This window comes from Clostridium sp. FP1 (assembly GCF_011065975.2).
GTDB classification, from domain to species: domain Bacteria; phylum Bacillota; class Clostridia; order Clostridiales; family Clostridiaceae; genus Clostridium_AD; species Clostridium_AD tagluense.
Map to the genome: position 1 here is coordinate 3,317,851 of NZ_JAAMNJ020000001.1, position 25,277 is coordinate 3,343,127.

Consider the following 25,277-nt stretch of genomic DNA (forward strand, 5'->3'; position numbering starts at 1 on the left):
TATTATCCTAATTTAAATTCCCTGTGCAAGGCATTAATTGCGCCTTCAACATATTCTGTTTCTACAAGACACCATATAGTCATATGTGAATCTGCTGTTTGTAGCACTTCAATTTTTTCTCTAGTTAACGCTTTAAGTATCCTAGCCATAACACCTGGTATACCTCTCATTTTTGAACCTATAATTGAAATTTTACTACAATCCTTCACAAAAGAACAAACCAGATTAATCTCTTTTATTAAATTTTGAAATTTAATAAAGTCTTTTTCATCAATGGTAAATATTTTTTCTTTAGGGAAAACGTTTATAAGATCTATGCTTATAAGGTTTTCAGCTAAGATATCAAAGAGATCCTCGTAACTAGAATCTAAATTTTTACCTATTTTTATTTGAACTCTATTATTCATATGTGTAATACCTGTAATTATATTTTCATAGCCTTCATTTCCTAAATTACTAATTATCGTTCCATCACAATTGTTCATAGTGTTCTTTATTACGAGTGGTATATTATATTTTCTAGATATTTCCACTGCTCTTGGGTGTATCACCTTGGCTCCTTGATCTGCAAATTGAAAAATTTCATCATAACTTATTTTCTTTATTAGAGTCGCTTCAGAAACTATTCGTGGATCTGCTGTCATAATACCATCTACATCAGTGTATATTTGAGTCTCTACTGCATTAAGTGCCGCTCCGAGTATTGCAGCAGTAACATCACTTCCACCTCTACCTATAGTTGTAATATAGTTATTTTCATCCTTACCTTGAAATCCTGCTACTACAGGAATTTTTCCTTTTTGGAGTATGCTAAGTATTCGTTTTGTATCCACGTTAAGTATTGCTGCATTGTTATAATTGCAATCTGTAATTATACCTGCTTGTCCCCCAGTTAAGGGCACAGCATCAATACCTTTATTATTTAATTCATTACACATTATTACAGTACTTATAGTTTCTCCACAACTCATTAGCAAATCTAGTGCTAATGGATTTGCTACTTTAAAATTATCATCTATAAGTGATAGCAGAGTATCCGTAGCGTAAGGATCTCCTTTTCGTCCCATGGCAGATACTACTACCACAGGAAAATAGCCTTCTTCCTTTGCGTTCATTACTTTACGTACTACAAGCTTTCTCTTTTCCTGTGTTGAAACAGATGTGCCTCCAAATTTTTGCACTAATATTTTCATTTATGGCCTCCAAAGTTAAATATGAGATTTTTTTAAAAATTCATTATCAACATCAATTATTATAGTTCTTGAGCCTATTTTTTTTACATATTCCCAAGGTACCTCAATAATATCATTATTTTTGAAAAAACTAAATTTAGAACTACCCTCATTAATAATTAAAAATTTCAGAAGGCCATTCTCATCGATAACCACATCATTGCTACCTAAATTGCTATACTTATCACCATCATTAATATTGATAATTTCATATCTTTCCATTTCACTGTATAATTTTATGTTATCTTCCATATAAGCTCCCTCCTTACCAATTCTCTGAGGGACATGAAAATAAATAACAAATACCTTTTATTTATTTTCATGCCCCTAAAATACTATGGAATATATTGTGGAGTTATGCATAATTTCTATATTATCATAAATAAATTTACTTATCCATAGAAATAATATTTCCTTTAAAGAGCTTATTTAGCATTTCTCTTTCTTTACCTACATATGCAGAATTTATTATACCCTTTTTAAAAGTCTTTTCCATGACAGAGTTTACACGTGCCATATCTATCTCATTTATTTTTCTAAGTACGTCTTTAGGCGTATTAATTTTATTCAAAAACATAACAGACTTACCATTACTAAACATTCTACTGCTGGTGCTTTCAAGCCCTAGAATATAGCTACCCTTTAACTGCTCTTTAGCCTTTAGTAATCTTTCATTGTCAATTCCTGATTTTGCGAATTTTTTAACCTCTTCTTTTATTGCATCAATAGCAACTTCTGCGTATAATGGATTTAGCCCCGCATAAATGCTTACAATCCCAGTGTTTTTAAAGGCTGATATGTAAGAATAAATTGAGTAACATAGTCCTAATTCTTCACGAATTTTTTGAAATAACATTGAGGAGGCTCCTCCTCCTAATATATTACTTAGTAATATTAGAGTATATGTGTCCTCATTTCCAATTTCCACTCCAGGTATTCCTAGACTTATGTGAAGTTGTTCAATATCCTTTTTTCTAAAATAATGGTGATTTAAAAGCCCAGGACTACTATATTTAGTAATATTTTTATTTTTAGTATGCCATTTCCCAAAATATTTTTCTAGAAGCTTTTCTATATTTTTCATGTCAAATTTACCAGAAATTGATATAACCGAATTTTCCGGTATATAATATGAATCAATGTAATCTAACATCATTTTTCTATTAAAAGATTTTACAGTTTCCATGGTTCCCAAAATAGGTAAGGATATAGAATCCTTATTCCAAATCGCCTTTGTGTGTAGATCTATTAATACATCCTCTGGTGAATCTTCGCTCATATTTATTTCTTCGAAAATTACACCTTTTTCTTTTTCAATTTCCTCTTCTGAAAAATTACTATTAAAAAGCATATCTGACAGAATATCCAATGATAATTCTAAATGTGTATCTAAGGCTTTTATGTAATAACAGGTGGCTTCTTTTCCTGTAAATGCATTTATTTGACCACCCACGTCTTCAATAGCTTCGGCAATTTGTTTTGCAGTCCTACCACTTGTTCCTTTAAAAAGCATATGCTCAATAAAATGTGATATTCCACTACTACTTGCATTTTCATTTCTTGAACCATTTTCTATCCATAGGCCTACGCTTACAGAGTTTACATATTCTATGTTCTCAACTACAACTCTTAACCCGTTATTTAACTTAAATAAATTATACATATGCGCCTCTCCTTAATGAGAATTTATATTTAATATGTGCATATTAGTGTTTTTTTATTAAAAAAAATAAAAAGGCATCTAAGCCCTTCTATTATTCAGCATCTTTTTTTTCAGTTTCACTATCTTTAATAGCATCTCTTCTTGAAAGATTTACTCTTCCTTGATTATCTATTTCCATTACTTTTACTAATATTTCATCGCCCACTGAAACAATATCTTCTACTTTATTTACTCTAGCAAAATCAAGTTTAGATATATGCACTAATCCTTCTTTATTAGGAAGTATTTCAACAAATGCTCCAAAAGCAGCAATCTTTGTTACTTTTCCTAAATATATTTCGCCTACCTTAACTGATTTAGTTAAATCTTCAATGATTTTTACTGCTCTATTTGCACAAACACTATCACTAGACATAATTACAACTTTTCCATCATCATAAGTGTCTATTTTAACACCGGTTTCTGCTATAATTTTCTTTATCATTTTTCCACCAGGTCCAATTATGTCTCTAATCTTATCAGGTGCTATGTTTAGTGTGTAAATTCTAGGAGCATATATTGATATTTCACTTCTTTCTCCTGAAATACATTGATTCATTTTCTCTAATATATGAAGTCTAGCAACTTTGGCATCATTAATTGCAGTTTTAATGCAATAATTAGACAAGCCATGAAGCTTTGTATCAACTTGTATAGCTGTAATCCCTATCTCAGTTCCAGCTACTTTAAAGTCCATGTCACCAAAGAAATCTTCTATACCTTGAATATCTGTCAATACTTTTTCTTTAGTTAAATCAGCATTTGTAATAAGTCCCATTGCAATACCCGCAGCAGGTCTCTTAAGTGGAACCCCAGCATCGAGTAGTGCTAAAATACTCGCGCTTACACTTGCTTGTGATGTTGAACCATTAGAACTTAACACTTCTGATACCACACGAATAGCATATGGAAAATCTTCTACAGATGGTAAAAGTGGTTCTACTGCTTTTTCTGCTAGTGCACCATGACCAATTTCACGTCTTCCAGGTCCACGCATTGGTTTAACTTCTCCTACGCTATAAGCTGGAAAATTATAATGATGCATGTATCTTTTAGAATCTTCATTTCCTATTCCATCTAAATTCTGAGCTTCACCTAATGCTCCAAGTGTTGCAACACCCATTACTTGAGTAAGCCCTCTTGTAAAGAGACCTGTTCCATGAGTTCTAGGAAGTATTCCTACTTCGCAACTTATTGGCCTAACTTGATCAAAAGCTCTTCCATCTGGTCTCCTATTTTCATTTAGCATCATATTTCTAACTATTTCTTTTTGGATGCTATATGCAACTTCACCTATATCAGATTTTTTATCTGCGTATTTTTCATTAAATTCAAGGCTTATTTTTTGTTTTATTTCATCTACCATTTTATTTCTCTCATCTTTATCCATTATGTACATTGCTGTCTTAAACATATCAAATGAGAAATCTCTAACTTCACTTTGGAGGGTTTCATCTATTTTACTTATTTGAGGAATGACTTTTTCTTTTCCAAACTTAGCCACAGCTTCTTCTTGGAAAGCTACAATTTTTTTACATGCTTCAAAAGCAAAATCAATTGCATTTATCATTACATCTTCTGGTATTTCATTTCCACTAGCTTCTATCATTGTTACATTGTCTTTTGTTGCACAAACTGTAAGATTCATAGAACTAGCATTTCTCTCTTCTACAGTAGGACTCAATATGAACTTATCGTCAACAAGGCCCACTGAAACCGTTGCAACAGCATCAGTAAAAGGTATACTTGATATGCATAATGCCATTGATGCTGCATTCATAGCAAGTATCTCAGGTGAATTATCTTGCTCAACTGATAATACAGTACAAACAATTTGCACATCATTTTTATATCCTTTAGGAAATAATGGTCTAAGTGGCCTATCAATACCTCTTGCTGTTAAAATTGCTCTTTCTGATGGTCTTGCTTCTCTCTTTATGAACCCACCAGGAATCTTGCCAACGGCATAAAGTCTTTCTTCATATTCTACACTTAGTGGGAAGAAATCAATACCTTCCTTTGGTTTTTCTGATGCATTTGCATTAACCATAACTACTGTTTCGCCATAGCTCATGAATATTGAACAGTTTGAAAGCATTCCAACCTTACCATATTCAACTTTAAGAGTTCTACCTGCAACAGTAGTTTCTATAACATGAATCATATATTTGCCTCCCTTCAATTTTTACTAATATTATTAGCTAATATATGTGTTTTTAAAATCTAATTTTATATATTTTATTACTATTACTTAAAATAATAGAGCGGCTAAGCCGCTCTTAATTACTTTCTTAGTCCAAGCTCTGCAAGAATTGCACGATATCTTTCAATATCCTGGTTCTTTAAGTAACCTAACATACCTTTTCTTTGTCCAACCATCATTAATAGACCTCTTCTTGAATGGTGGTCTTTTTTATGAATTTTTAAGTGTTCAGTTAACTCTAAAATTCTTTCAGTAAGTAGTGCGATTTGCACCTCTGGAGAACCTGTGTCTCCTTCATGTCTCGCATGTTTAGTCATTATTTCTTGTTTTTTAGCTTTTTGCATTTTACAACACCTCCGAATATAATCCCCATATTCCAAGTACACCGTTAGCAATTCGGTGAACTTAGCATAAGGTTCAAATCAATTATAACAAACTAAAATTAAATTGTAAATTAGTTTTTATATCTTAATGATATTTTTCTACTTTTTTTGCTTAATAGCGTATTCTTTATCTTTTATAAGCTGTTGTCTTAATTCCTCAACGGTATCAAATTTAACTTCATCTCTTATCCTATTTACAAAGTTAATTTTAACCTTTTCACCATAGATTTGTTTATCAAAATTCAAAATATAGGTTTCTACTGATAGCTTTCCACCTTCTACAGTAGGATTATACCCTATATTTGTTATAGCTTTATAAATATTATTATCATACTGGGCTAAAGTATAGTATACCCCCCCCTTAGGAATGATATATTGCTTATTGTAATTTAAATTTACAGTTGGAAATCCAATAGTTCTTCCAAGTTGTTTCCCTTTAATTACTTCACCAGTAATAGAATGCGATCTTCCTAAAAGTTCATTTGCTTTAATGATATTCCCCTCAGCTATAAGATGGCGTATATTTGAACTACTTACAACCTCATTGTTATTACTAATAGCTTCACAAACATATAGCTTATAGCCTAGTATACTACTGTACTTTTGCAGCATTTCTACATCGCCTAAATTTTTATATCCAAATCTATAATTAAAACCAACAACTATTCCCTTTGTATTATAGAAATTCACCATGTCTTTTATAAATTGCTCTGGAGTTATCTTCATAAATTCTTTATCAAATCTAACTAAATTAACAATATCAATACCTGTTCCCTCTAATAATTTTATTTTGGTATCATTATCCATTATTAGCTGTGGACAAATTTCTTTGTTGATAACAGACAATGGATGATTTTTAAAAGTACAAATCATACTTTTAGCATTATTCTCTTTTGATAATTCCACCGCTTTATTTACAAGATGCATATGTCCTAAATGGAGTCCATCAAAACTTCCCAGTGCAATGTATGTTGGATATTCAAGTTTAGTTTTAAAATTATCTTTTATAATTACCATTTTTAATATACTCCTATATAAATGATTTTATTAGCCTAACACCATCTTTTCCTTTATCTGCAATTCCAATAAAGTCGTTGTCATTATTATAGATACTATACATTTTTTCGCTTTCAAACTTAGAAGCTAAAGCTTTATCTTTTACTACAACACCATTTAATAAGAACTTAACAAATCTATCCTCTATGGTGATTTTAGTATTATTTTTAAAAATACTTTCTATAGGCATAATATGTCCATTTATATTTTCCTCATTTAAATCATTAATATTTATAGCATCTTCAATATGAAATTGCCCTGTAGCTGTTCTTTGCAAGTTCCACATCATTCCACCACATTTTAATAATTCTCCAATATCATAACATAGACTTCTAATATAGGTACCCTTAGAGCATTTTACCCTAAAGTTCACGTAAGGTATTTTAATAGAACTAATTTCTATGTCATAAATTGTTATAGCTCTTGCTTCTCTCTCTATTTCCATCCCAGCCCTTGCCAGTTCATAAAGTTTTTTTCCATTAACCTTTAAAGCTGAGTACATAGGCGGAACTTGTTTTATTTCTCCTATAAATGAATTAATCGCCCGTGTAATTTCATCTTCACTCCAATTGACCTCACACTCATGTAGAATTTTACCTTCTCTATCATAAGTATCTGTAATAACGCCTAACTTAAGTTCAGTTTCATAAATTTTAAAGTCCCCCATTATATAATCAATAGCTTTTGTTGCTTTTCCTATACAAACAGGTAAAACCCCGCTAGCCTCAGGGTCTAGAGTGCCAGCGTGGCCTACTTTTTTTATATGACTGATTTTTTTTATTATGCGAACTACATCAAAAGAGGTCATTCCTGTAGGTTTAAATACATTTAATATACCATTCATTTTATCAACTCTTTTTCTATAATTTCCAGCAATTTCACTTTAGTGTCATGAAAATCCCCTTCTGTGAAAAAACCTGAAGCTCTAATATGTCCGCCACCGTTAAATGCTTCGGCAACTTTACTAACATCTACTAGTGATTTAGATCTTAAACTCACTTTAACACCATTTTCAGCATCTTTTATAAGAATAGTAACTTCAACCGTATCTATGGAAGCACCAAAAGCAATAACATCTGATGTATCTTCGGAAAGGGTCTCATATTTTTCAAGCATGTTTTTAGATATATACATAATACACACTTTAGCATTGAGTTCTGAAGTCATACTATTAATAACTTCTCCATAGAATTTTATTTTTTCAAATTTCTTGTTTTCAAAAATCATTCTATGGATGTTACTAAACTCTATACCTGTATTAATAAGTTCACCTGCTATATTATGAGTTACTGCTGTGGTGTTCGAATGCCTAAATGATCCCGTATCTGTAAGTAGTGAAGTGTACAAGCATGCACTTATTTCTTTGTCTATTTCTATGTGAAGAAGTTTAAGCACTTCATACACAATTTCTCCAACTGCAGAAGCGCTTGTATCAACAAAATTTAAATCTCCATATAAATCATTAGATAAATGGTGATCCATATTAATTAATTCAAAATTCTTATTTTGCATACATAAATTTGCATTAATTCTTTTAAAATCACCACAATCTAACACTATAACACACTCTGTATCCTTTAATGGCTCAATTGTTTCACCATTAATTTCATTTGAGCATGGTAAAAACTGAAAAGTTTGTGGTATAATTTCTTTTGAAATTATATAGACTTCCTTTTTTAGTTTTCTAAGTCCAATAAGTAAAGCTAGCGCACTACCTAACGAATCACCATCTGGTGAAGCATGAAAAGTTATAGCAATTTTTTTGAATAGCTTTATCCTATCAACAATTTCGTTAATTTTCATCACTATCTTCGTTACTTATATCTTCTTCATTCATATCCTCATCATCTATATCTTCGTCAATTTTTTCTTTTGCCTTTATTTGATGAAAAATACTTTCTAAATGTATTGCACGTTCTATAGTTTCATCTACCTCTATGATAACTTGAGGAACATGTCTTAGCTTAACATGAGCCCCTATTTCTTTTCTCATAAGTCCAGTTGAACTTTTAAGTGCTTGAATTGTTTCTTTTTTAGAAGCTTCGCTACCAAATATACTAACATAAACCTTTGTATATGTTAGGTCTTTTGTTGTATCTACTTTTGTTACACTTACCATAGCACTTTTTCTTGGATCCTTTATTTTGTTTTGAATTGTATTGCTTACTTCTTTTTTGATTTCTTCGTTTATTCTACCATTTCTATAATTAACCATACAACCCACCACTCCTTATACTTATAATTTTGCTTTTACTTCTTCCATTATGAATGCTTCGATAATGTCGCCTTCTTTAAGATCATTGAATTTTTCTACACTTAATCCACATTCATATCCAGCAGCAACCTCTTTTGCATCATCTTTAAATCTCTTCAATGAAGCTAGTGTTGATTCAGTTATTACTATTCCATTTCTAAGCACACGTACACTACTATTTCTTGTAATCTTACCAGTTAATACATAAGACCCAGCTATTGTTCCTACATTTGAAACTTTATATATTTGTCTTATTTCAACTCTACCTAGAACAACTTCTTTATATACAGGATCCAGCATTCCAACCATTGCAGCTTTTATATCATCAAGAGCATCGTAAATCACTCTATAAGTTTTAATTTCTACCTTTTCTTTTTCACCAACTATTGCAGCATTATTATCCGGTCTTACATTAAACCCTATAATTATTGCATTTGAAGCTGCTGCAAGTGTAACATCTGTTTCTGTAATAGCTCCAACTCCAGAATGTATAATTCTTACTTTAACATTATCAGTAGATAATTTTTCTAGGGATTGGCGTACAGCTTCTACAGATCCTTGAACATCAGCTTTTACAATAACACCAAGTTCCTTAACAGCGCCTTCTTGTATTTGACTATATAGATTTTCCATAGAAACTCTATTACTAGATTGAAAATGTTCTTCTCTTGATTTTGATTTTCTAGTTTCAGCCATATTTCTTGCAGTTTTCTCATCTTTAACTACATTAAATCTATCTCCAGCTTCTGGCACTTCAGATAATCCAAGTATTTCTACTGGTATAGAAGGTCCTGCAGTTTTTATTTTGTTACCCTTATCATCAAACATCGCTCTTATTCTTCCGTAAGTTGAACCAACTATTATAGAATCACCAGTGCTTAATGTACCATTCTGTATTAATAGTGTAGCAAGTGGGCCTCTACCTTTATCAAGTTTTGCTTCTATTACAGTTCCTTTTGCGCGCCTGTTTGGGTTTGCTTTGAGTTCTAACATTTCAGCTGTAATAAGCACCATTTCAAGTAGTGTATCTATACCTTCTTTAGTATGAGCTGATACTGGAACACAAATTGCATCTCCACCCCAATCTTCTGCTACAAGTCCATACTCTGTTAATTCTTGCTTAACTTTATCAACATTAGCTCCTGGTCTATCTATCTTGTTTATAGCTACTATCATTGGTACCTTAGCAGCCTTACAATGATTTATAGCTTCTGCAGTTTGTGGCATAATACCATCATCTGCAGCTACAACAAGTATAACTATATCTGTTATTTGAGCACCTCTGGCTCTCATTGCTGTGAAAGCTTCATGACCAGGTGTATCTAAAAATGTAATTTTTTCTCCATTAATATTAACAGTATAGGCACCAATATGTTGTGTAATTCCACCTGCTTCTGTTTCAGTTACCTTAGCTTTTCTAATACAGTCAAGTAATGATGTCTTACCATGATCAACGTGACCCATAACTGTTACAACAGCTGGTTTTTTTGCTAATTCTAAATCAGCTTCAACTTCTTCAACTTCTTCATCATCAGCAATTTTGCCTTCTTCTGCGTCTTTGAGTACTGCAAGTGCGCCATATTTTTCTATTACTTTTTCTGCTGTAGCAAAATCAATTTCTTGATTCATTCCAGCCATAACGCCTATGAAAATAAGTTGTTTTATTACTTCAACATAAGGTCTCTTTAGCGTGTCAGCTAAGTCTTTAACTGTAATAGAAGCTTCAATTACTACAACTTCGTCATCTATTGCTTCAACACCATTGTTAGCATTTCCAAGTTCATCTCTACCTTTTCTACCTCTTTTTCTAATAACGACTTTGTTAGCATCTTCATTAGCTATATTTTCATAATGCTCTACTGTTTCATTTTTTTCATCTTTAAGTCCTGAATTTTCGTCATTATAAAGTTCCTTTATTAATTCAGCATCTTCTTCCTCAATTACACTCATATGATTCTTGGCTTTTATACTAAACTCTTCGAATAGTACATTAATTAATTCTTTACTTGACACCTCTAACTCTTTTGCTAATTCATATATTCTGACTTTTGCCAAATCATTCACCCCCGAAATTTAATTTATTCATTACTTTCATTCCATAAGCTAAGTAACTTATCGCTCATTCTTTTATCACTTACGCACAAAACATTAATTTCTGCTCTTCCTAGACAATTTCCTAGAACCTCATTGGATACTCCTTCTATAAGGGGTATATTATTTTTAACACTAAATCTTTTAAATTTATCTTTAGTATTTGTGGCGCTTTCCTCGGACAAAATTATAAGGGTTCCTCTCCTATGTGATAGTGCTTCTTCACATTGGTTGTAACCTTCAATAAGTTTGCCTGCTTTCTTAGTCAAACCCAAAAATTGAAAAAATTTATTGTTCATGCTATACCTCACCTTCAGGATTTATTTGTTCCTTCAGTGTTCCATAAATTTCTTCACTTATTTTTCCACCTAAATTTCGCTCTAATCTTTTTGTCTTAAAAGATTTTTCAAAGCATTCTATATTTTTACAAATATATGCACCTCTGCCTGGCTTTTTCCCAATTAAATCTATAGAAATTTCTCCTTGTTTACTACGAACTATACGTAATAACTCTTTTTTACATTTCATTTCCATACAACCTGTACACATGCGCTGAGGTATTTTTTTAACTTTCATAAAGCTATCACCTACTCTTCAGTAATTGTCTGGATTACTTCATTTTCAATAGTTTCGATTGTTTCCATCTGATATTGTGCTTGTGTTCTACTTTTGATGTCAATTTTCCAACCTGTAAGTCTTGCTGCTAATCTAACATTTTGGCCTTCTTTTCCTATAGCCAGGGATAATTGATTATCTTCCACTATAACCTTTGCAGATTTAGAAGCTTCCTCAACTACTACATTCAATACCTTTGCTGGACTTAAGGCATTTGAAATATATTCTTCAGATTTTTTGCTCCACTTAATAATATCAATTTTTTCATTTCTTAATTCATTAACTATATTTTGAACTCTAATACCTTTTGGTCCAACACAAGCTCCCATTGCATCAACATTTTCATCATTTGAGTATACTGCGATTTTAGTTCTTGAACCCGCTTCTCTTGAAATACTTTTTATTTCAACAACTCCACCAAAAACTTCTGGCACTTCCAGTTCGAATAAACGTTTTACAAGACCTGGATGAGTTCTTGATACTCCTACTTGAGCACCTTTAGTAGTATTTTTAACCTCAACAATATATAGTTTTAGTTTTTCATTGAAATTATATTCCTCACCAGGCATTTGCTCACTGGCTCCAAGCACAGCTTCAATTTTACCCAAATCTATAAATACATTTCCTCTATCTTTCCTTATAACACTTCCTGTAATAATATCAAATTCTTTGGTAATAAATTCATTGTAAATTATATTTCTTTCGGCTTCTTTAATTCTCTGAATAACAACTTGTTTTGCAGATTGTGCAGCTATTCTTCCGAATTTTCTTGGAGTTACTTCAATATCAACGATATCATCAATTTGATATCTAGGGCTATATTCTTTAGCTTCTTCGAGTGATATTTGATTAACTTCTTCAATTACTTCTTCTACAACTACCTTTTGACCATAAACATGTATTTCGCCTGTTTCTCTATTCATTGATACTTTTACATTTTGGCTATTGCTGGACAAAGTAGCATAATTTTTTTTATATGCTGCAACTAATGCATCTTCGATAGTTTGAAAAAGTAAATCTTCGCTGATTCCCTTTTGATCTACAATTTCTCTCAATGCTTCAATAAATTCCTGATTCATTTTAACGTCCTCCTTACAGCACTGGTTTCAAATTCACAATGGAAATCTTTTCTTTAGGAATAGATATATTATTCCCATCATATTGAATTTCTATTTGTATATCAGAAAATCCTAATAAATTGCCCTCAAGTTTTTTCTTGCCCTCATATAGACTATTTAAATTAACTAGTACATTCTCACCAATGTATTTTTTCAGATGATTATCATCATATAAAGTTCTCTCAATTCCTGGAGAGGAGACTTCTAAACAGTAACTATCAGTTATTGGGTCTTCTACATCTAATATCTCACTTGTGGCTCTGCTGACCTTTTCACAATCTTCTAAAGATATTCCATTATCACTATCTATATAAATTCTCAGAAAATTTTCTCCTGCTTCTTTTACATACTCTATATGATATAATTCAACATTATTTTTTTCTGCTATTGGCTCAGTTATTTTTCTAAGTCTTTGTATCAAGGTATCATTTTTCATTTTAACACCCTCCTTTTATTAATATTTTCTACAATTATTAACATAATTAATCATAATATTATAATTAAAACGCAACCATGAGTTGCGTTTCAATAAATAGAGAGTAGGCGGGCCTACTCTCTTACAATAAAATTCTCTCTTACAATAAAATTATCAGCCATAACCAATATGTATTATTCTATCATATAAAATTTGCTATTTCAAGGGCTAATTATATTTCGCTAAAAAAACGACAACTGATTTGTCTCAGGCAGCCCTTTTAAGCATCCATGATTCGCTAATGCTTCAACCACTGTTTTAGAAATTTTGCAACGAGTTCTCAAATCTTCTTTTGAAATGAACTCACCTTCATCTCTTATGGCAACTATGCTTTTAGCAGCATTTTCTCCTACACCCTCAAGACCGTTTAATGGTGGTCTTATTGCATCATCTTCAATTTTAAATTTAACAGCATCAGATTTATAAAGATCCACATTTAATAATTTAATTCCTCTTTTAAACATCTCATAAGATAATTCAAGGGTTGTTAGAAGTCCTTTTTCTTTAGTTCCTATATCATTACCCATAGCCGTTAGTTCATCCATTTTAAATTTTATAGCACTCTCACCTTTTGCAATCAAATCCGCATCAAAGTCATCTGCTCTTATTGTAAAGTAAGTAGCATAGTATTCCTTAGGATAATATACCTTATGGTAGGCTATTCTTACCGCCATCATTACATAAGCTACTGCATGCCCTTTAGGAAACATATACTTTATTTTTTTACAGGATTCTATATACCAATCAGGAACATCATGTTCTCTCATTATCTTTTCATCATCTTCCTTAAGTCCCTTACCTTTTCTTACACTCTCCATGATAGTAAAAGCCGTTTTAGGCGGAAGCTCCTTCTGCATTAAATATACCATAATATCATCTCTTGTAGAAATACAATCTTTTAATGTTGTAAATCCTTCTTTAATATAATATTGTGCATTATTAATCCATACGTCCGTACCATGAGATAATCCTGAAATTCTAACAAGGTCTGCAAAGGATTTTGGCTGAGTATCGAGTAGCATCTGTCTAACAAATTTTGTACCAAACTCTGGCAGACCATAACTTCCTACTTCACAACCCAATTCTTTAATGGTAAGCCCCAATGCTTTTGGTGACGTAAATAAACTTATAACCTTAGGATCTGATAATGGGATAGTTTTGGGATCAAGTCCTGTTAAGTCTTGAAGCATCCTAAGTACTGTAGGATCGTCATGACCAAGTATATCAAGTTTTAATAGCCTACCACTTATGGAATGGTAGTCAAAATGTGTTGTAACAATATCTGATGTTGGGTCGTCTGCAGGATGTTGTACTGGACAGAAATTATATATCTCATTGTCGCTTGGAACAACCATTATTCCACCTGGATGTTGCCCTGACGTCCTCTTAACACCAGTACACCCAAGTACAAGCCGTTCTATTTCGGCTTGGGGCACCATAATATCTTTTTCACCTAAATATTTTTTCACATATCCATAAGCAGTCTTGTCAGCAATGGTTCCAATAGTCCCTGCTTTAAAAGTATGCCCTTTTCCAAATAGTACCTCTGTATATCTATGGATGTCTGCTTGATTTTCTCCTGAAAAATTCAAATCTATATCTGGTTCTTTATCTCCTTCAAAGCCTAAGAAGGTTTCAAATGGAATATCATGACCATCTTTCATATATTGTGCACCACAATTTGGGCACTCTTTTCCAGGCAAATCAGCGCCTGAACCAATAGATCCATCTAAAAAGAATTCACTCTTTTTACAGCTCGGACATACATAATGGGGTGGAAGGCCATTTACTTCTGTTATATTAGACATATTGGCTACAAAAGAAGATCCAACTGAACCTCTCGAACCTACTAAATAGCCGTCAGCAAGAGATTTTGCTACTAGTTTTGCAGCTATCAGATACAGTACAGCATATCCATTATTTATAATAGAGTTTAATTCCTTGTCCAATCTTTTTTGGACTACTTCTGGTAAGTCATCGCCATATATTGAATGAACTTTATCCAAGGTCATCTTGCGAATTTCATCTTCTGCACCCTCTATTTTAGGTGGAAAAGTTCCATCCGGTATTGGTTTTATAACTTCTATAAGTTCAGCGATTTTGTTTGGATTTACAATTACTACTTCCCTGCATTTTTTTTCTCCTAAATAAGCAAACTCCTTTAACATCTCATTAGTCGTTTTAAAATATAGAGGTGGTTGGTCATCTGCATCTGAAAAACCTTTACCAGCCATTAAAATCCTTCTAAACACTTCATCTGAGGCATCTAAAAAGTGCACATCTCCTGTAGCCACTACTGGTAAATTATTTTTTTCTCCTAAAGCACATATTTTTTTATTAATATCCATTAATTCATTTTCATCTTTTACCATGCCATTTTTAATCAAAAATTTATTATTTAGGAGGGGTTGTATTTCTAAATAGTCATAAAATTCTACAATGCTTGTAATATTTTCTTCCGATTTCCCTTGAAGCACTTCCTTATATACTTGCCCAGCTTCACAGGCGGATCCAATTATAAGACCTTCTCTATATTTTTCAATTAATGTTTTAGGAAGTCTAGGCCTTCTATGGAAATGTTCTAAATTTGAAATTGAAATAAGCTTATAAAGATTTTTAAGACCTATTAGATTTTTCACTAAAATAATCACATGATAGGTATTTGCCTTTTTTATATCAAAATCACCTAAAAACTTTTTATTTAGTGTATCTAAGTCTAAAATATCTTTTTCTTTTAATAAACCAAAGCAATGTAATAATATTTCTGCAGTAGCTTTAGCATCATCTACAGCTCTATGATGATTTTCTAATGAAATGCCTAAATGCTTAGCCACAGTGTTAAGCTTAAAACGTTTCAGAGTTGGAAGTAAAAACTTTGCTAGTGGGATTGTATCCATAATTGCATTTTCAAAGACGAGTCCTAACCTCTGTGCATTTTTTATAATAAAAGCTGTATCAAAAGCAGCATTATGAGCTACTACCACGCTACCCCGTGTAAACTCTAAAAACTTAGGAAGAATTTCGCAAATAGAGTCTGCATCCTCCACCATTTCGTTTGTTATTCCAGTAAGTTCTGTGATCTTGTAAGGTATATCTATTCCTGGATTTACAAATTCATTAAATCTATCTACTATTTTCCCATTTTCAATTTTAACTGCCCCAATTTCAGTAATTCTATCATTTTCACTGGATAGACCCGTTGTTTCTATATCAAATACTACAAAGCAATCATCTAAAGTTTCATTTTCATTATTAATAACAATAGGAACTCCATCATCTACAAGGTAACCCTCTACACCATATATAATCTTAATATTATTCTTTTTTGCTGCATCCATGGCTTCAGGAAAAGCTTGCACTACACCATGATCAGTTATTGCTACTGCGCAGTGTCCCCATTTAGCAGCTCTTTCAATAAGTTTAGAAGTTGGAGTCATTCCATCCATTGCACTCATTTGAGTGTGCATATGAAGTTCAACTCTTTTCTCCTGCGCATTGTCCATTCTTTCTATTTTCTTTAGCTTTACTATATCTCTTGCCATTATAACAACTTCTTTTGCATAGGTATCATAACTTGCTTCTCCACGCAGCTTACAATAAAGTCCTACTTTAATTTCTTCCATAATCTTTTCTACATCTTTAGGCTTTGGAAAACATTTCACTGTAATTGAACTTGTGTAATCCGTAATAAAAAACGTTATAATTATTCTTCCTGTTTTTGTTTCTATTATATTTACTTTAAAAATATCACCACAGGCACATACTATTCCTGAAGTTTCATTTATATCTTGTATTTCTATATTTTCGCCATTTATATTTCTTCCCATTATTGTGTTTTCATCGGCAACCTCATTTTTTTTATAACCTTGCCCATTACCTTTATTCCATTTATTACTGTTGCTTAAATCTTTATTTTGACTATTACCTTGACTACTGCTCTGTGGTTTATCTTTCTTTTCTACATTTATATTTTTAATAATCTCATTGATTATAGTTTGATTTTCCTTTTCTTTTTTTCCGAGATCCTCTTCTTTAGAAAGTTCACTGTTATGCTCTAATTTAATAAGTGAATTAACTCCGAACATATCATTTATAGTGTTTTTTAAAAGAAGTTCTATGTTTTTGTCTCTTAGAATTTTGCACATAAAATCATTACCACACTGAATTTTCAACGTACCATTTTCAATAGTTCTAGAAGATTTTAACAAACTATCCTTACTTGATGGTTGTGAGGTAGCTATTACATTGACAACATCTAACCAAAACTTATCTGCTACATCTTCTATTGTGGCATTTGATACATCTTGGTAACAAATTAATTGTATATCTTCAAAACTACTTAACCGTTTTGAAATAATATTTTTGATTAGTAGTTTTTTATAATCATCTATATTTACAAAAGATTTTATTATTACCCTTAATTTGTTGCTTTTTTTAAGGTATTGAACTCGGAGTACCTTAATATCATCTACTAATGTTTGTTCGTTTGAATCAAAATCATTTTTTAACATTTCAGCTAGGCTTACATTCATTAGTATTCCTCCTGATGTGACATTTTATAGTTTATCTATCTCGCGAAGAAGTTCTTCCACTAGATCTTCTTCCTTAACAGTTTTAATTATTTCGCCTTTTTTAAATATTAGGCCAACTCCTTTGCCTCCAGCGATTCCAATATCAGCTTCTCTTGCTTCACCAGGACCATTAACGACGCACCCCATTATTGCTATTTTTATGTTCTTATGGCAATTTGCCAGTCTCTGCTCTACTTCATTTGCAATTTTTATAAGATTAATTTGAGTTCTACCACAAGTAGGGCATGATATAAATTTAATTCCATCATCAATATAGCCCAAAGATTTTAAAATTTCTATAGCAACTTTAACCTCGTCTACTACATCTCCAGTTAGAGATACCCTTATAGTGTCTCCAATTCCATCTGCTAGTAGTGCTCCAATGCCCACACTTGATTTTATTGTTCCTCGCCATGTAGTTCCAGCCTCAGTAACGCCTAGGTGCAGTGGATAATCTACCTTACTTGATATTAATTTATAACTTTCAATCATCATTACTACATCAGAAGACTTTATAGAAATAACTATATCATAGAAATTTAAACTCTCTAATATCTCAACATGCCTTAAGGCACTTTCCACTAGTGCCTGCGCACATACATGACCATACTTTTCAAGAATATCACTTTCTAATGATCCTGAATTTACACCAATTCTAATAGGAATACTCTTATCACTGGCTGCTTTTGCAACTAATTTTATTTTATCAATACTACCAATGTTCCCTGGATTAATCCTTAGTTTAGCTATGCCATTTTCAATAGATTTTAATGCTAGCCTATAGTCAAAATGAATATCTGCAACTAAGGGTATATGAATTCTTTTTACAATATCTTTAATAGCCTCTGCCGCTAGCATATCCGGCACTGCGCATCGTACAATGTCACAGCCCGCCTCTTCTAACAAAAGAATTTGTGCTACAGTAGCCTCTACATCTCTTGTATCAGTGTTTGTCATAGACTGCACCGCTACCTTCGAGTCTCCACCTATATATATACTTCCAACTTTAATCTTCTTGGTTTCGCGTTTTTTCATAGTCCTCATCTCCTAGAATTTTATTGGACTGACTATATCCTTAATGACTACTAATACCATTATTGCCATTAAAACCATAAATCCAATATTATTTACAGCTCCAACTTTATTTTCATCTAATTTTTTACCTGATATTATTTCAAATAACAGTATAAAAATCCATCCTCCATCCAAAGCTGGAAAAGGTATTATGTTGAATATTCCCAGTTGCACACTAAGTAGTGCAGTAAGAAAAAGTAATTTCACAAGGCCAGCGTGTGCCGCCATTGTTGATATTTTTATTATACTTACTGGTCCCCCAACATCATTGGCAGAAACTTGGCCGCGAAATAAGCTACCGAAAAATCCAAAAGTTTGTTTTGCTGTACCAATAGTTTGATTAAATCCATATCCCACAGACTGACCAAAGTTTAATTTTTTTTCTAAATTAGAAGCTGCAATTCCTATCACGAATCTTTTTTCTTTGACATTCATAATAGGTTTTACTGTAATTTTTTCTGCCTTTGAATTTCTTACTATTTCAATATTCATACTTTCACCTTTAGAAGCCAAAATCTCATTTAAAGCTTGATCCCATCTATCTACTTTAACTTCATTAACCTTAGTAATTTCGTCTCCAACTTTTATTCCGGCCTGCATTGCTGGACTATTAGGGGATACTTGCCCTATTATAGGTAATACATACCCTTCTGAAGCTCCTACAATAGCAAATAAAACCACCGCTAAAATTAAATTCATAATTGCACCTGCTGAAACTATGCTTAATTTTTGACCTGGAGTTTTATTGTTGAAAGCTCTCGGATCATTGCTTCCTTCATCTTCACCTTCCATTTTAACATATCCACCAATAGGAAATGCCTTAATTAAATACTCTGTTTCTTTTCCTTTTATTCCAAAAAGTTTTGGCCCCATTCCTAGTGAAAATTCATATACTTTTACTCCATTTAGCTTACACATAGCAAAATGACCTAATTCATGTATTATAATCAAAAGACTAAATGCTAATATGGCCATAATAAAATATGGTATATTTGCTATAATACTACTCATAGTAATTCCCCTCCCTATTCTTTATCATAATTATTTCTTACGTATTCTCTTACCTTTAAATCAATTTCTAAAATTTCTTCTAAATTAGGCCTGGTTTGGTGCTCAAATTTATTCATACATTTTTCTATAATATATTCTATTTGAAGATACTTTATTTTATTATCTAAGAATAATTCAACCGCTACTTCATTAGCTGCATTCATTATAGCAGGCATATTACCGCCCATTTTTCCCGCACTATAAGCTAATTTAAGACATTTGAAAGTATCCATATCCGGCTTTTCAAAAGTCAAATTACCCATATTATAAAAATCTAATTTATCAATAACAACGTCTTTTCTTTCTGGGTAGTTAATAGCATATTGAATAGGTAATCTCATGTCAGTAGAACTTAGTTGTGCTATTACACTTCCGTCTATGTATTCTACCATAGAATGTATTATACTTTGAGGATGAACTACTACTTGTATATTTTCGTAATCTACACCAAATAACCAGTGTGCTTCTATAACCTCAAGCCCTTTATTCATAAGCGTTGAAGAATCAATAGATACTTTTTTGCCCATATTCCATTTAGGGTGTTTTAGTGCCTCTTCCGGTTTTATTTCCACTAATTGCTGTTTGCTTTTCCCTCTAAATGGTCCACCTGACGCAGTTAGTATTATTTTATTAACGCTCTCCAACCTATTACCTTGAAGACATTGAAAAATAGCACCATGTTCTGAATCAACCGGTAAAATATTTACATGGTTTTTTCTAGCTGCCTCCATTACAAGGCCACCAGCCGCCACTAGTGTTTCCTTATTAGCTAAAGCGATATCTTTTCCAGCATGTATAGCTTTTATAGTAGGAACAAGTCCTATCATACCTACAACTGATGTTACTACAACATCAACTTCTGCTAGTGTACTTATATAGTTTAAACCTTCCAGTCCTTGCAAAATTTCTGTTGAATAATTTTTATCCCTGCAATGTTTTTCAAGTTTGACTGAAGCTTCCCTGTCCATCATGGCAACATATTTAGGTTTAAATTCCTCTATGATGGGTATAATTTTTTTCCAATTTGTATTGGCAGATATTCCTACAATATCAAAATTATGAATATCATTTCGAATAACATCTAAAGTTTGAGTTCCTATGGACCCCGTAACTCCTAAAATAGTAACCTTCTTCATGCAAATCTCTCCATTCGTGTATTGCTATAATTAAATCATCACTTGCGCAACTGTTTATCTTCTTCGAATCTACAATATTAGTTTTACCTTATTATACAGCATTTAATATAACATATTTATCTACTAAAATAAAGCGAGTAGTAACATTTCCTATTATATAAGATATTACTACATATGTAGTATAATTCCATAATCAGTGGAAATATTACTTTGAAATATAAAATCATATATTTTCGCCAATGCCAATTATTCAATTGAGTTAATAATAACTACGAATAGTTTTTTGCATTCTGCTAAATATATGTTTTTTTAACATTATGTGAATTTATAATCCTAATACAAATGTAATATAATAAAATGCTCCCACGGATACAAATAGAATACTATCAAACCGATCCAAAATTCCGCCATGTCCCGGTATAAGACTACTATAATCTTTAGCTCCTACAAATCTTTTTATAGATGAAGCAATTAAATCTCCAAATTGTCCAACAATCCCACAAAGAACACCAATTATAACAAAATGATATAATTGAATAGGAACACCATATTTTGAAATAGCATAACCATAAATTGTGCACCCTATAGTACTTCCAAGTAAGCCTCCGATTGAACCCTCAATTGTTTTATTAGGGCTAACTTTAGGGCATAGCTTATGAATACCTCCTTTACCAAAAAATCTTCCGCAGTAGTAAGCTGACGTATCACAAACCCATGAGCAAATAAATATAATCCAGACTAAATATCCACCATAGGGTTTACTATTTGTAAATACTATAAAGCTAAAAAATACTGCCACATACAAAAAACCGAATATAGTGAGAGCCACATCCACAAAATTATAATTTGTATAAATCACAGGAATACATAACATCAAGAAAATTGCCCCTATCAAAATGTATATATTAAAACTACTTGAAAAATCATTTCCCATATTTAAGTAATATACTATACATAAAATATATCCTATAAGTCCCATGGGCTTATAGTGTTTTTTCCTAGAAACTTTGTAGAACTCATACATACCCAAAAGTGAAAGTACCATTACAAGATATTTTAGGTAAACTCCCCCTAAAAATAAAAATATTATTAGCGGTGCTAGAATAAGTGCTCCTATATATCTATTATTCATAATTTTCTCCCCTATTTAACCTTTCCAAATCTTCTGTCTCTTTTTTGGTAATCCACTATTGCAAGTGTTAGATGCTTCTCATTAAAATCGGGCCAATTAATATCTGAAAACCAAAATTCTGAGTATGCGCTTTGCCAAAGTAAAAAGTTGCTTAATCGAAGCTCTCCGCTGGGCCTTATTATAAGATCTGGATCTGGCATTTCCCCCGTATACATATATTTTGAAAATAACTCTTCGGTTATTTCATCCTTTGATATTTTTTTGTTAATTAGATCTAGTGAAATTTCTTTTACAGCATCCACTATTTCGTTTCTTCCACCGTAATTTAAAGCTAAATTTAAAACTAAGCCTTTATTATTCTTTGTTTTTTCATAAGCATTGTCCAGTTCCACTCTACATATCCTTGGTAACTTCGATATGTTACCAATAGAATTAATAACAACATCATTAGCGTTTAATTCCTCGAATTCATTTTTTAAATATTCTACTAATAATTTCATTAGTGCATCTATTTCTTGCATTGGCCTATTCCAATTTTCAGTGGAAAATGCATATAGTGTTAAATATTTAACCCCTAGATTATTACATTCTTTTACAATTTTTCTTATTGTTTCTACACCAGCCTTGTGCCCAAGTGCTCTAGGCAGATTACGTTGCTTGGCCCATCTTCCATTTCCATCCATTATAATAGCAATATGCACAGGTATTCTTTTCGTATCTAAATCAATATTAGTGCTTATATTTTTATCTTTTTTTAAAAAAGCGAATAATTTTTTCAATAAAATTCTCTCCTTTTTATTAGTTATAATATAATTTTAAATAGAACCTGCATAACTGCAGGTTCTATTTAAAATTATATACTAAACTACCATTATTTGTTTTTCCTTAGTGTCTATCATTTTATCTACTTCTTTAATAAATTTATCTGTTTCCTTTTGGATGGTATCTTCTGATTTCTTCACTTCATCCTCAGTAACTTCATTGTTTTTTTTCAAAGCCTTAATTTTATCATTAGCGTCTCGCCTAATAGACCTTATGGCTACTTTAGCATCTTCTCCTGCTTTCTTAACAGTTTTAAGCAGTGTTTTTCTTGTTTCCTCAGTAAGTTCAGCAATAATCAATCTAATCGCAGAACCATCATTCGATGGGTTTAATCCTAAATCAGATTTCAATATAGCTTTTTCTATATCTTTCATAGATGATTTATCCCAAGGCTGAATAAGCAATACTCTAGGTTCTGGTGCAGAAATGTTTGCTAGTTGACTTAGTGGCACAAAACTACCATAACATTCAACCTGAACCCTATCTAGCATTTTAGGATTTGCTCTTCCTGCTTTCATACTTTCAAACTCATGTTTTAAAACAGCAATAGTTTTATTCATTTTTTCATCAGCAATACTAATAATTCCCTTAATCATAGAATTCCCTCCATATTATTGTTATTCTTTAATAGAAGCAGTTACTAAAGTACCAATTTTTTCTCCTAAAACTGCTCTTTTTATATTTTCTGGTTTATCAAGTCCAAAGACTAATATAGGTATATTGTTGTCCATACATAATGATGTAGCAGTAGAATCCATAACTTGAAGCCCTTTTTCAAGCACATTAATATAACTTAGCTCCTCAAACTTCACTGCATCCTTATAAATATGTGGATCCTTATCGTAAACACCATCAACTTTTTTAGCCAGCAGAATTACTTCAGCTTCTATTTCTGCTGCTCTGAGTGCTGCTGTTGTATCAGTTGAAAAATATGGATTTCCTGTGCCGGCTGCGAATATAACAACTCTACCTTTTTCCAAATGTCTCATTGCTCTTCTTCTTATAAATGGTTCTGCTACTTCTTTCATTTCAATGGCAGTTTGTACTCTAGTATTAACTCCTAGATTTTCTAGTGAATCTTGAAGCGCTAATGCATTGATGCAAGTTGCCATCATCCCCATATAATCTGCAGTAGTTCTGTCCATACCTTCACCACTTCTACCACGCCATATATTTCCACCACCAACAACTATTCCTATTTCAACACCGAGTTTTACCAATTCTTTTATTTGAAGTGCTATATCATTTGTAATATCAAAGTCTATTCCAAATCCCTGCACGCCAGCTAGTGCTTCTCCGGAAATCTTTAACATAATTCTTTTATACTTAGCAACCTCCATAAACATTACACCTCCAAATTTAAAGTATTACTTATTTTAAAAAAGAGAACACGCAGTGTTCCCTTTAATTATTATTTACCTTGCACTTGTCTTTGAACTTCTTCAGCAAAGTTTTCTTCCTTCTTTTCTATTCCTTCGCCTCTTTCAAATCTTACAAATCTTGTTATCTTTATTTCAGCACCAAGTTTTGCAGATTCTTCTTGAAGATATTTCGTAATAGTATAGTCAGCGTTTTTAACCCAAACTTGTTCAAGCAAACAAACTTCTTTATAATATTTATTTACTCTACCCATAACCATTTTTTCAACGATTTTTTCTGGTTTTCCTTCGTTTAAAGCTTGAACCCTGTATATTTCTTTTTCTTTTTCTAAAGTTTCATGATCAACGCATGTATTATCTAAGAATAGTGGACTAGCAGCTGCTATTTGCATTGCAACATCTTTAGCAATCTGAATTAACACGTCATCTTGTTTGTCGCAAGCTAGTTCTACTAAAACTCCTATTCTTCCGCCACCATGTATATAGCTTTGAACTATACCTTTTTCAATAGCAAACTTTTGAAATCTTCTCACAGACATGTTCTCACCCAATTTTGCTATTAGTGCTGTAACAACATCATTAATAGTAATTGCTTGATCAGCTATGTATTTTTCTGAAACAAATTCATCAATAGTAGTTGAAGAATTTTGCATTGCTTGAATTGCTACGTTTTTTGCTACAGTAATAAAATCTTCATTATCAGCAACGAAATCTGTTTCACAGTTAACTTCTACAATAGATCCAGCCTTCATATCTTCTGAAATAGCTGTGCATACTAATCCTTCTGCAGCTATTCTTCCAGCTTTTTTAGCTGCTGCTGCTAACCCCTTTTCTCTTAAAAGTTCAATAGCTTTATCCATATCACCCTCTGTTTCGCTTAGAGCTCTTTTACAATCCATCATTCCAGCCCCAGTTCTTTCTCTTAACTCTTTAACCATGCTTGCAGTAATCATTATTTATTTCCTCCTATTCCTATCTAACTTA

22 protein-coding genes and 1 pseudogene are annotated in these 25,277 nt (G+C 32.0%); all 23 read right to left on the bottom strand.

The genetic code is table 11. From position 1 onward, the window contains the following. Positions 1-2: 2 nt before the first annotated feature. Positions 3-1,193 (bottom strand): aspartate kinase, encoded by a 1,191-nt coding sequence (gene dapG, locus G9F70_RS16205; protein ID WP_164944177.1) that lies wholly within the window; start codon positions 1,191-1,193, stop codon positions 3-5. Between the two features lie 15 nt (positions 1,194-1,208). Then, on the bottom strand, positions 1,209-1,484 hold the full coding sequence (locus tag G9F70_RS16210) for a YlmC/YmxH family sporulation protein (protein ID WP_124999106.1): 276 nt from the start codon (positions 1,482-1,484) through the stop codon (positions 1,209-1,211). 136 nt (positions 1,485-1,620) lie between these two features. After that, positions 1,621-2,895, bottom strand: a complete 1,275-nt coding sequence (locus tag G9F70_RS16215; protein ID WP_164944178.1) for a M16 family metallopeptidase — start codon at positions 2,893-2,895, stop codon at positions 1,621-1,623. 91 nt (positions 2,896-2,986) lie between these two features. Continuing rightward, the gene (locus tag G9F70_RS16220) at positions 2,987-5,098 is read right to left on the bottom strand and encodes a polyribonucleotide nucleotidyltransferase (protein ID WP_164944179.1); all 2,112 of its coding nucleotides are present in this window, start codon (positions 5,096-5,098) and stop codon (positions 2,987-2,989) included. 119 nt (positions 5,099-5,217) lie between these two features. Further along, positions 5,218-5,481: a 30S ribosomal protein S15 gene (rpsO, locus tag G9F70_RS16225; protein WP_164944180.1), complete on the bottom strand. Its 264-nt coding sequence runs from the start codon at positions 5,479-5,481 to the stop codon at positions 5,218-5,220. A 138-nt stretch (positions 5,482-5,619) separates the two neighbouring features. After that, positions 5,620-6,537 (bottom strand): bifunctional riboflavin kinase/FAD synthetase, encoded by a 918-nt coding sequence (locus G9F70_RS16230; RefSeq protein WP_164944181.1) that lies wholly within the window; start codon positions 6,535-6,537, stop codon positions 5,620-5,622. 13 nt (positions 6,538-6,550) lie between these two features. Beyond that, on the bottom strand, positions 6,551-7,420 hold the full coding sequence (truB, locus tag G9F70_RS16235; protein WP_164944182.1) for a tRNA pseudouridine(55) synthase TruB: 870 nt from the start codon (positions 7,418-7,420) through the stop codon (positions 6,551-6,553). Next, positions 7,417-8,379, bottom strand: a complete 963-nt coding sequence (locus G9F70_RS16240; protein ID WP_164944183.1) for a DHH family phosphoesterase — start codon at positions 8,377-8,379, stop codon at positions 7,417-7,419. The genes truB and G9F70_RS16240 overlap by 4 nt, the downstream gene beginning before the upstream one ends. Positions 8,380-8,434: 55 nt before the next feature. Then, positions 8,435-8,791, bottom strand: a pseudogene (gene rbfA, locus G9F70_RS16245) (30S ribosome-binding factor RbfA); the annotation flags it as partial. Positions 8,792-8,812: 21 nt separating this feature from the next. Then, positions 8,813-10,885 carry a translation initiation factor IF-2 gene (infB, locus tag G9F70_RS16250; protein WP_164944185.1) on the bottom strand — a complete coding sequence of 691 codons (2,073 nt, stop codon included), beginning with the start codon at positions 10,883-10,885 and terminating at the stop codon, positions 8,813-8,815. Between the two features lie 23 nt (positions 10,886-10,908). Continuing rightward, positions 10,909-11,220, bottom strand: a complete 312-nt coding sequence (locus G9F70_RS16255; protein ID WP_164944186.1) for a ribosomal L7Ae/L30e/S12e/Gadd45 family protein — start codon at positions 11,218-11,220, stop codon at positions 10,909-10,911. A 1-nt stretch (position 11,221) separates the two neighbouring features. Continuing rightward, entirely contained in the window at positions 11,222-11,497 is a 276-nt protein-coding gene (gene rnpM / locus G9F70_RS16260) for an RNase P modulator RnpM (protein WP_164944187.1), read from the bottom strand. An 11-nt stretch (positions 11,498-11,508) separates the two neighbouring features. Continuing rightward, positions 11,509-12,615, bottom strand: a complete 1,107-nt coding sequence (gene nusA / locus G9F70_RS16265) for a transcription termination factor NusA (protein WP_164944188.1) — start codon at positions 12,613-12,615, stop codon at positions 11,509-11,511. Positions 12,616-12,628: 13 nt separating this feature from the next. Beyond that, the gene (rimP, locus tag G9F70_RS16270; protein ID WP_164944189.1) at positions 12,629-13,090 is read right to left on the bottom strand and encodes a ribosome maturation factor RimP; all 462 of its coding nucleotides are present in this window, start codon (positions 13,088-13,090) and stop codon (positions 12,629-12,631) included. Positions 13,091-13,311: 221 nt separating this feature from the next. Then, positions 13,312-17,661, bottom strand: a complete 4,350-nt coding sequence (locus tag G9F70_RS16275) for a PolC-type DNA polymerase III (protein ID WP_164944190.1) — start codon at positions 17,659-17,661, stop codon at positions 13,312-13,314. 24 nt (positions 17,662-17,685) lie between these two features. Beyond that, positions 17,686-18,735 (bottom strand): flavodoxin-dependent (E)-4-hydroxy-3-methylbut-2-enyl-diphosphate synthase, encoded by a 1,050-nt coding sequence (gene ispG / locus G9F70_RS16280; RefSeq protein ID WP_164944191.1) that lies wholly within the window; start codon positions 18,733-18,735, stop codon positions 17,686-17,688. A gap of 12 nt (positions 18,736-18,747) precedes the next feature. After that, positions 18,748-19,785 carry an RIP metalloprotease RseP gene (gene rseP, locus G9F70_RS16285; protein WP_164944192.1) on the bottom strand — a complete coding sequence of 346 codons (1,038 nt, stop codon included), beginning with the start codon at positions 19,783-19,785 and terminating at the stop codon, positions 18,748-18,750. 14 nt (positions 19,786-19,799) lie between these two features. Then, on the bottom strand, positions 19,800-20,960 hold the full coding sequence (locus tag G9F70_RS16290; RefSeq protein ID WP_164944193.1) for a 1-deoxy-D-xylulose-5-phosphate reductoisomerase: 1,161 nt from the start codon (positions 20,958-20,960) through the stop codon (positions 19,800-19,802). Positions 20,961-21,285: 325 nt separating this feature from the next. Continuing rightward, positions 21,286-22,092 (bottom strand): phosphatidate cytidylyltransferase, encoded by an 807-nt coding sequence (locus G9F70_RS16295; protein ID WP_164944194.1) that lies wholly within the window; start codon positions 22,090-22,092, stop codon positions 21,286-21,288. Between the two features lie 11 nt (positions 22,093-22,103). Further along, positions 22,104-22,871 carry an isoprenyl transferase gene (locus tag G9F70_RS16300; RefSeq protein WP_164944195.1) on the bottom strand — a complete coding sequence of 256 codons (768 nt, stop codon included), beginning with the start codon at positions 22,869-22,871 and terminating at the stop codon, positions 22,104-22,106. 81 nt (positions 22,872-22,952) lie between these two features. Then, complete coding sequence (gene frr, locus G9F70_RS16305) at positions 22,953-23,510, bottom strand: ribosome recycling factor (protein ID WP_164944196.1); 558 nt, start codon at positions 23,508-23,510, stop codon at positions 22,953-22,955. 21 nt (positions 23,511-23,531) lie between these two features. After that, positions 23,532-24,254 (bottom strand): UMP kinase, encoded by a 723-nt coding sequence (gene pyrH / locus G9F70_RS16310; protein WP_164944197.1) that lies wholly within the window; start codon positions 24,252-24,254, stop codon positions 23,532-23,534. 71 nt (positions 24,255-24,325) lie between these two features. Beyond that, entirely contained in the window at positions 24,326-25,246 is a 921-nt protein-coding gene (gene tsf, locus G9F70_RS16315) for a translation elongation factor Ts (protein ID WP_164944198.1), read from the bottom strand. Positions 25,247-25,277 lie beyond the last annotated feature (31 nt).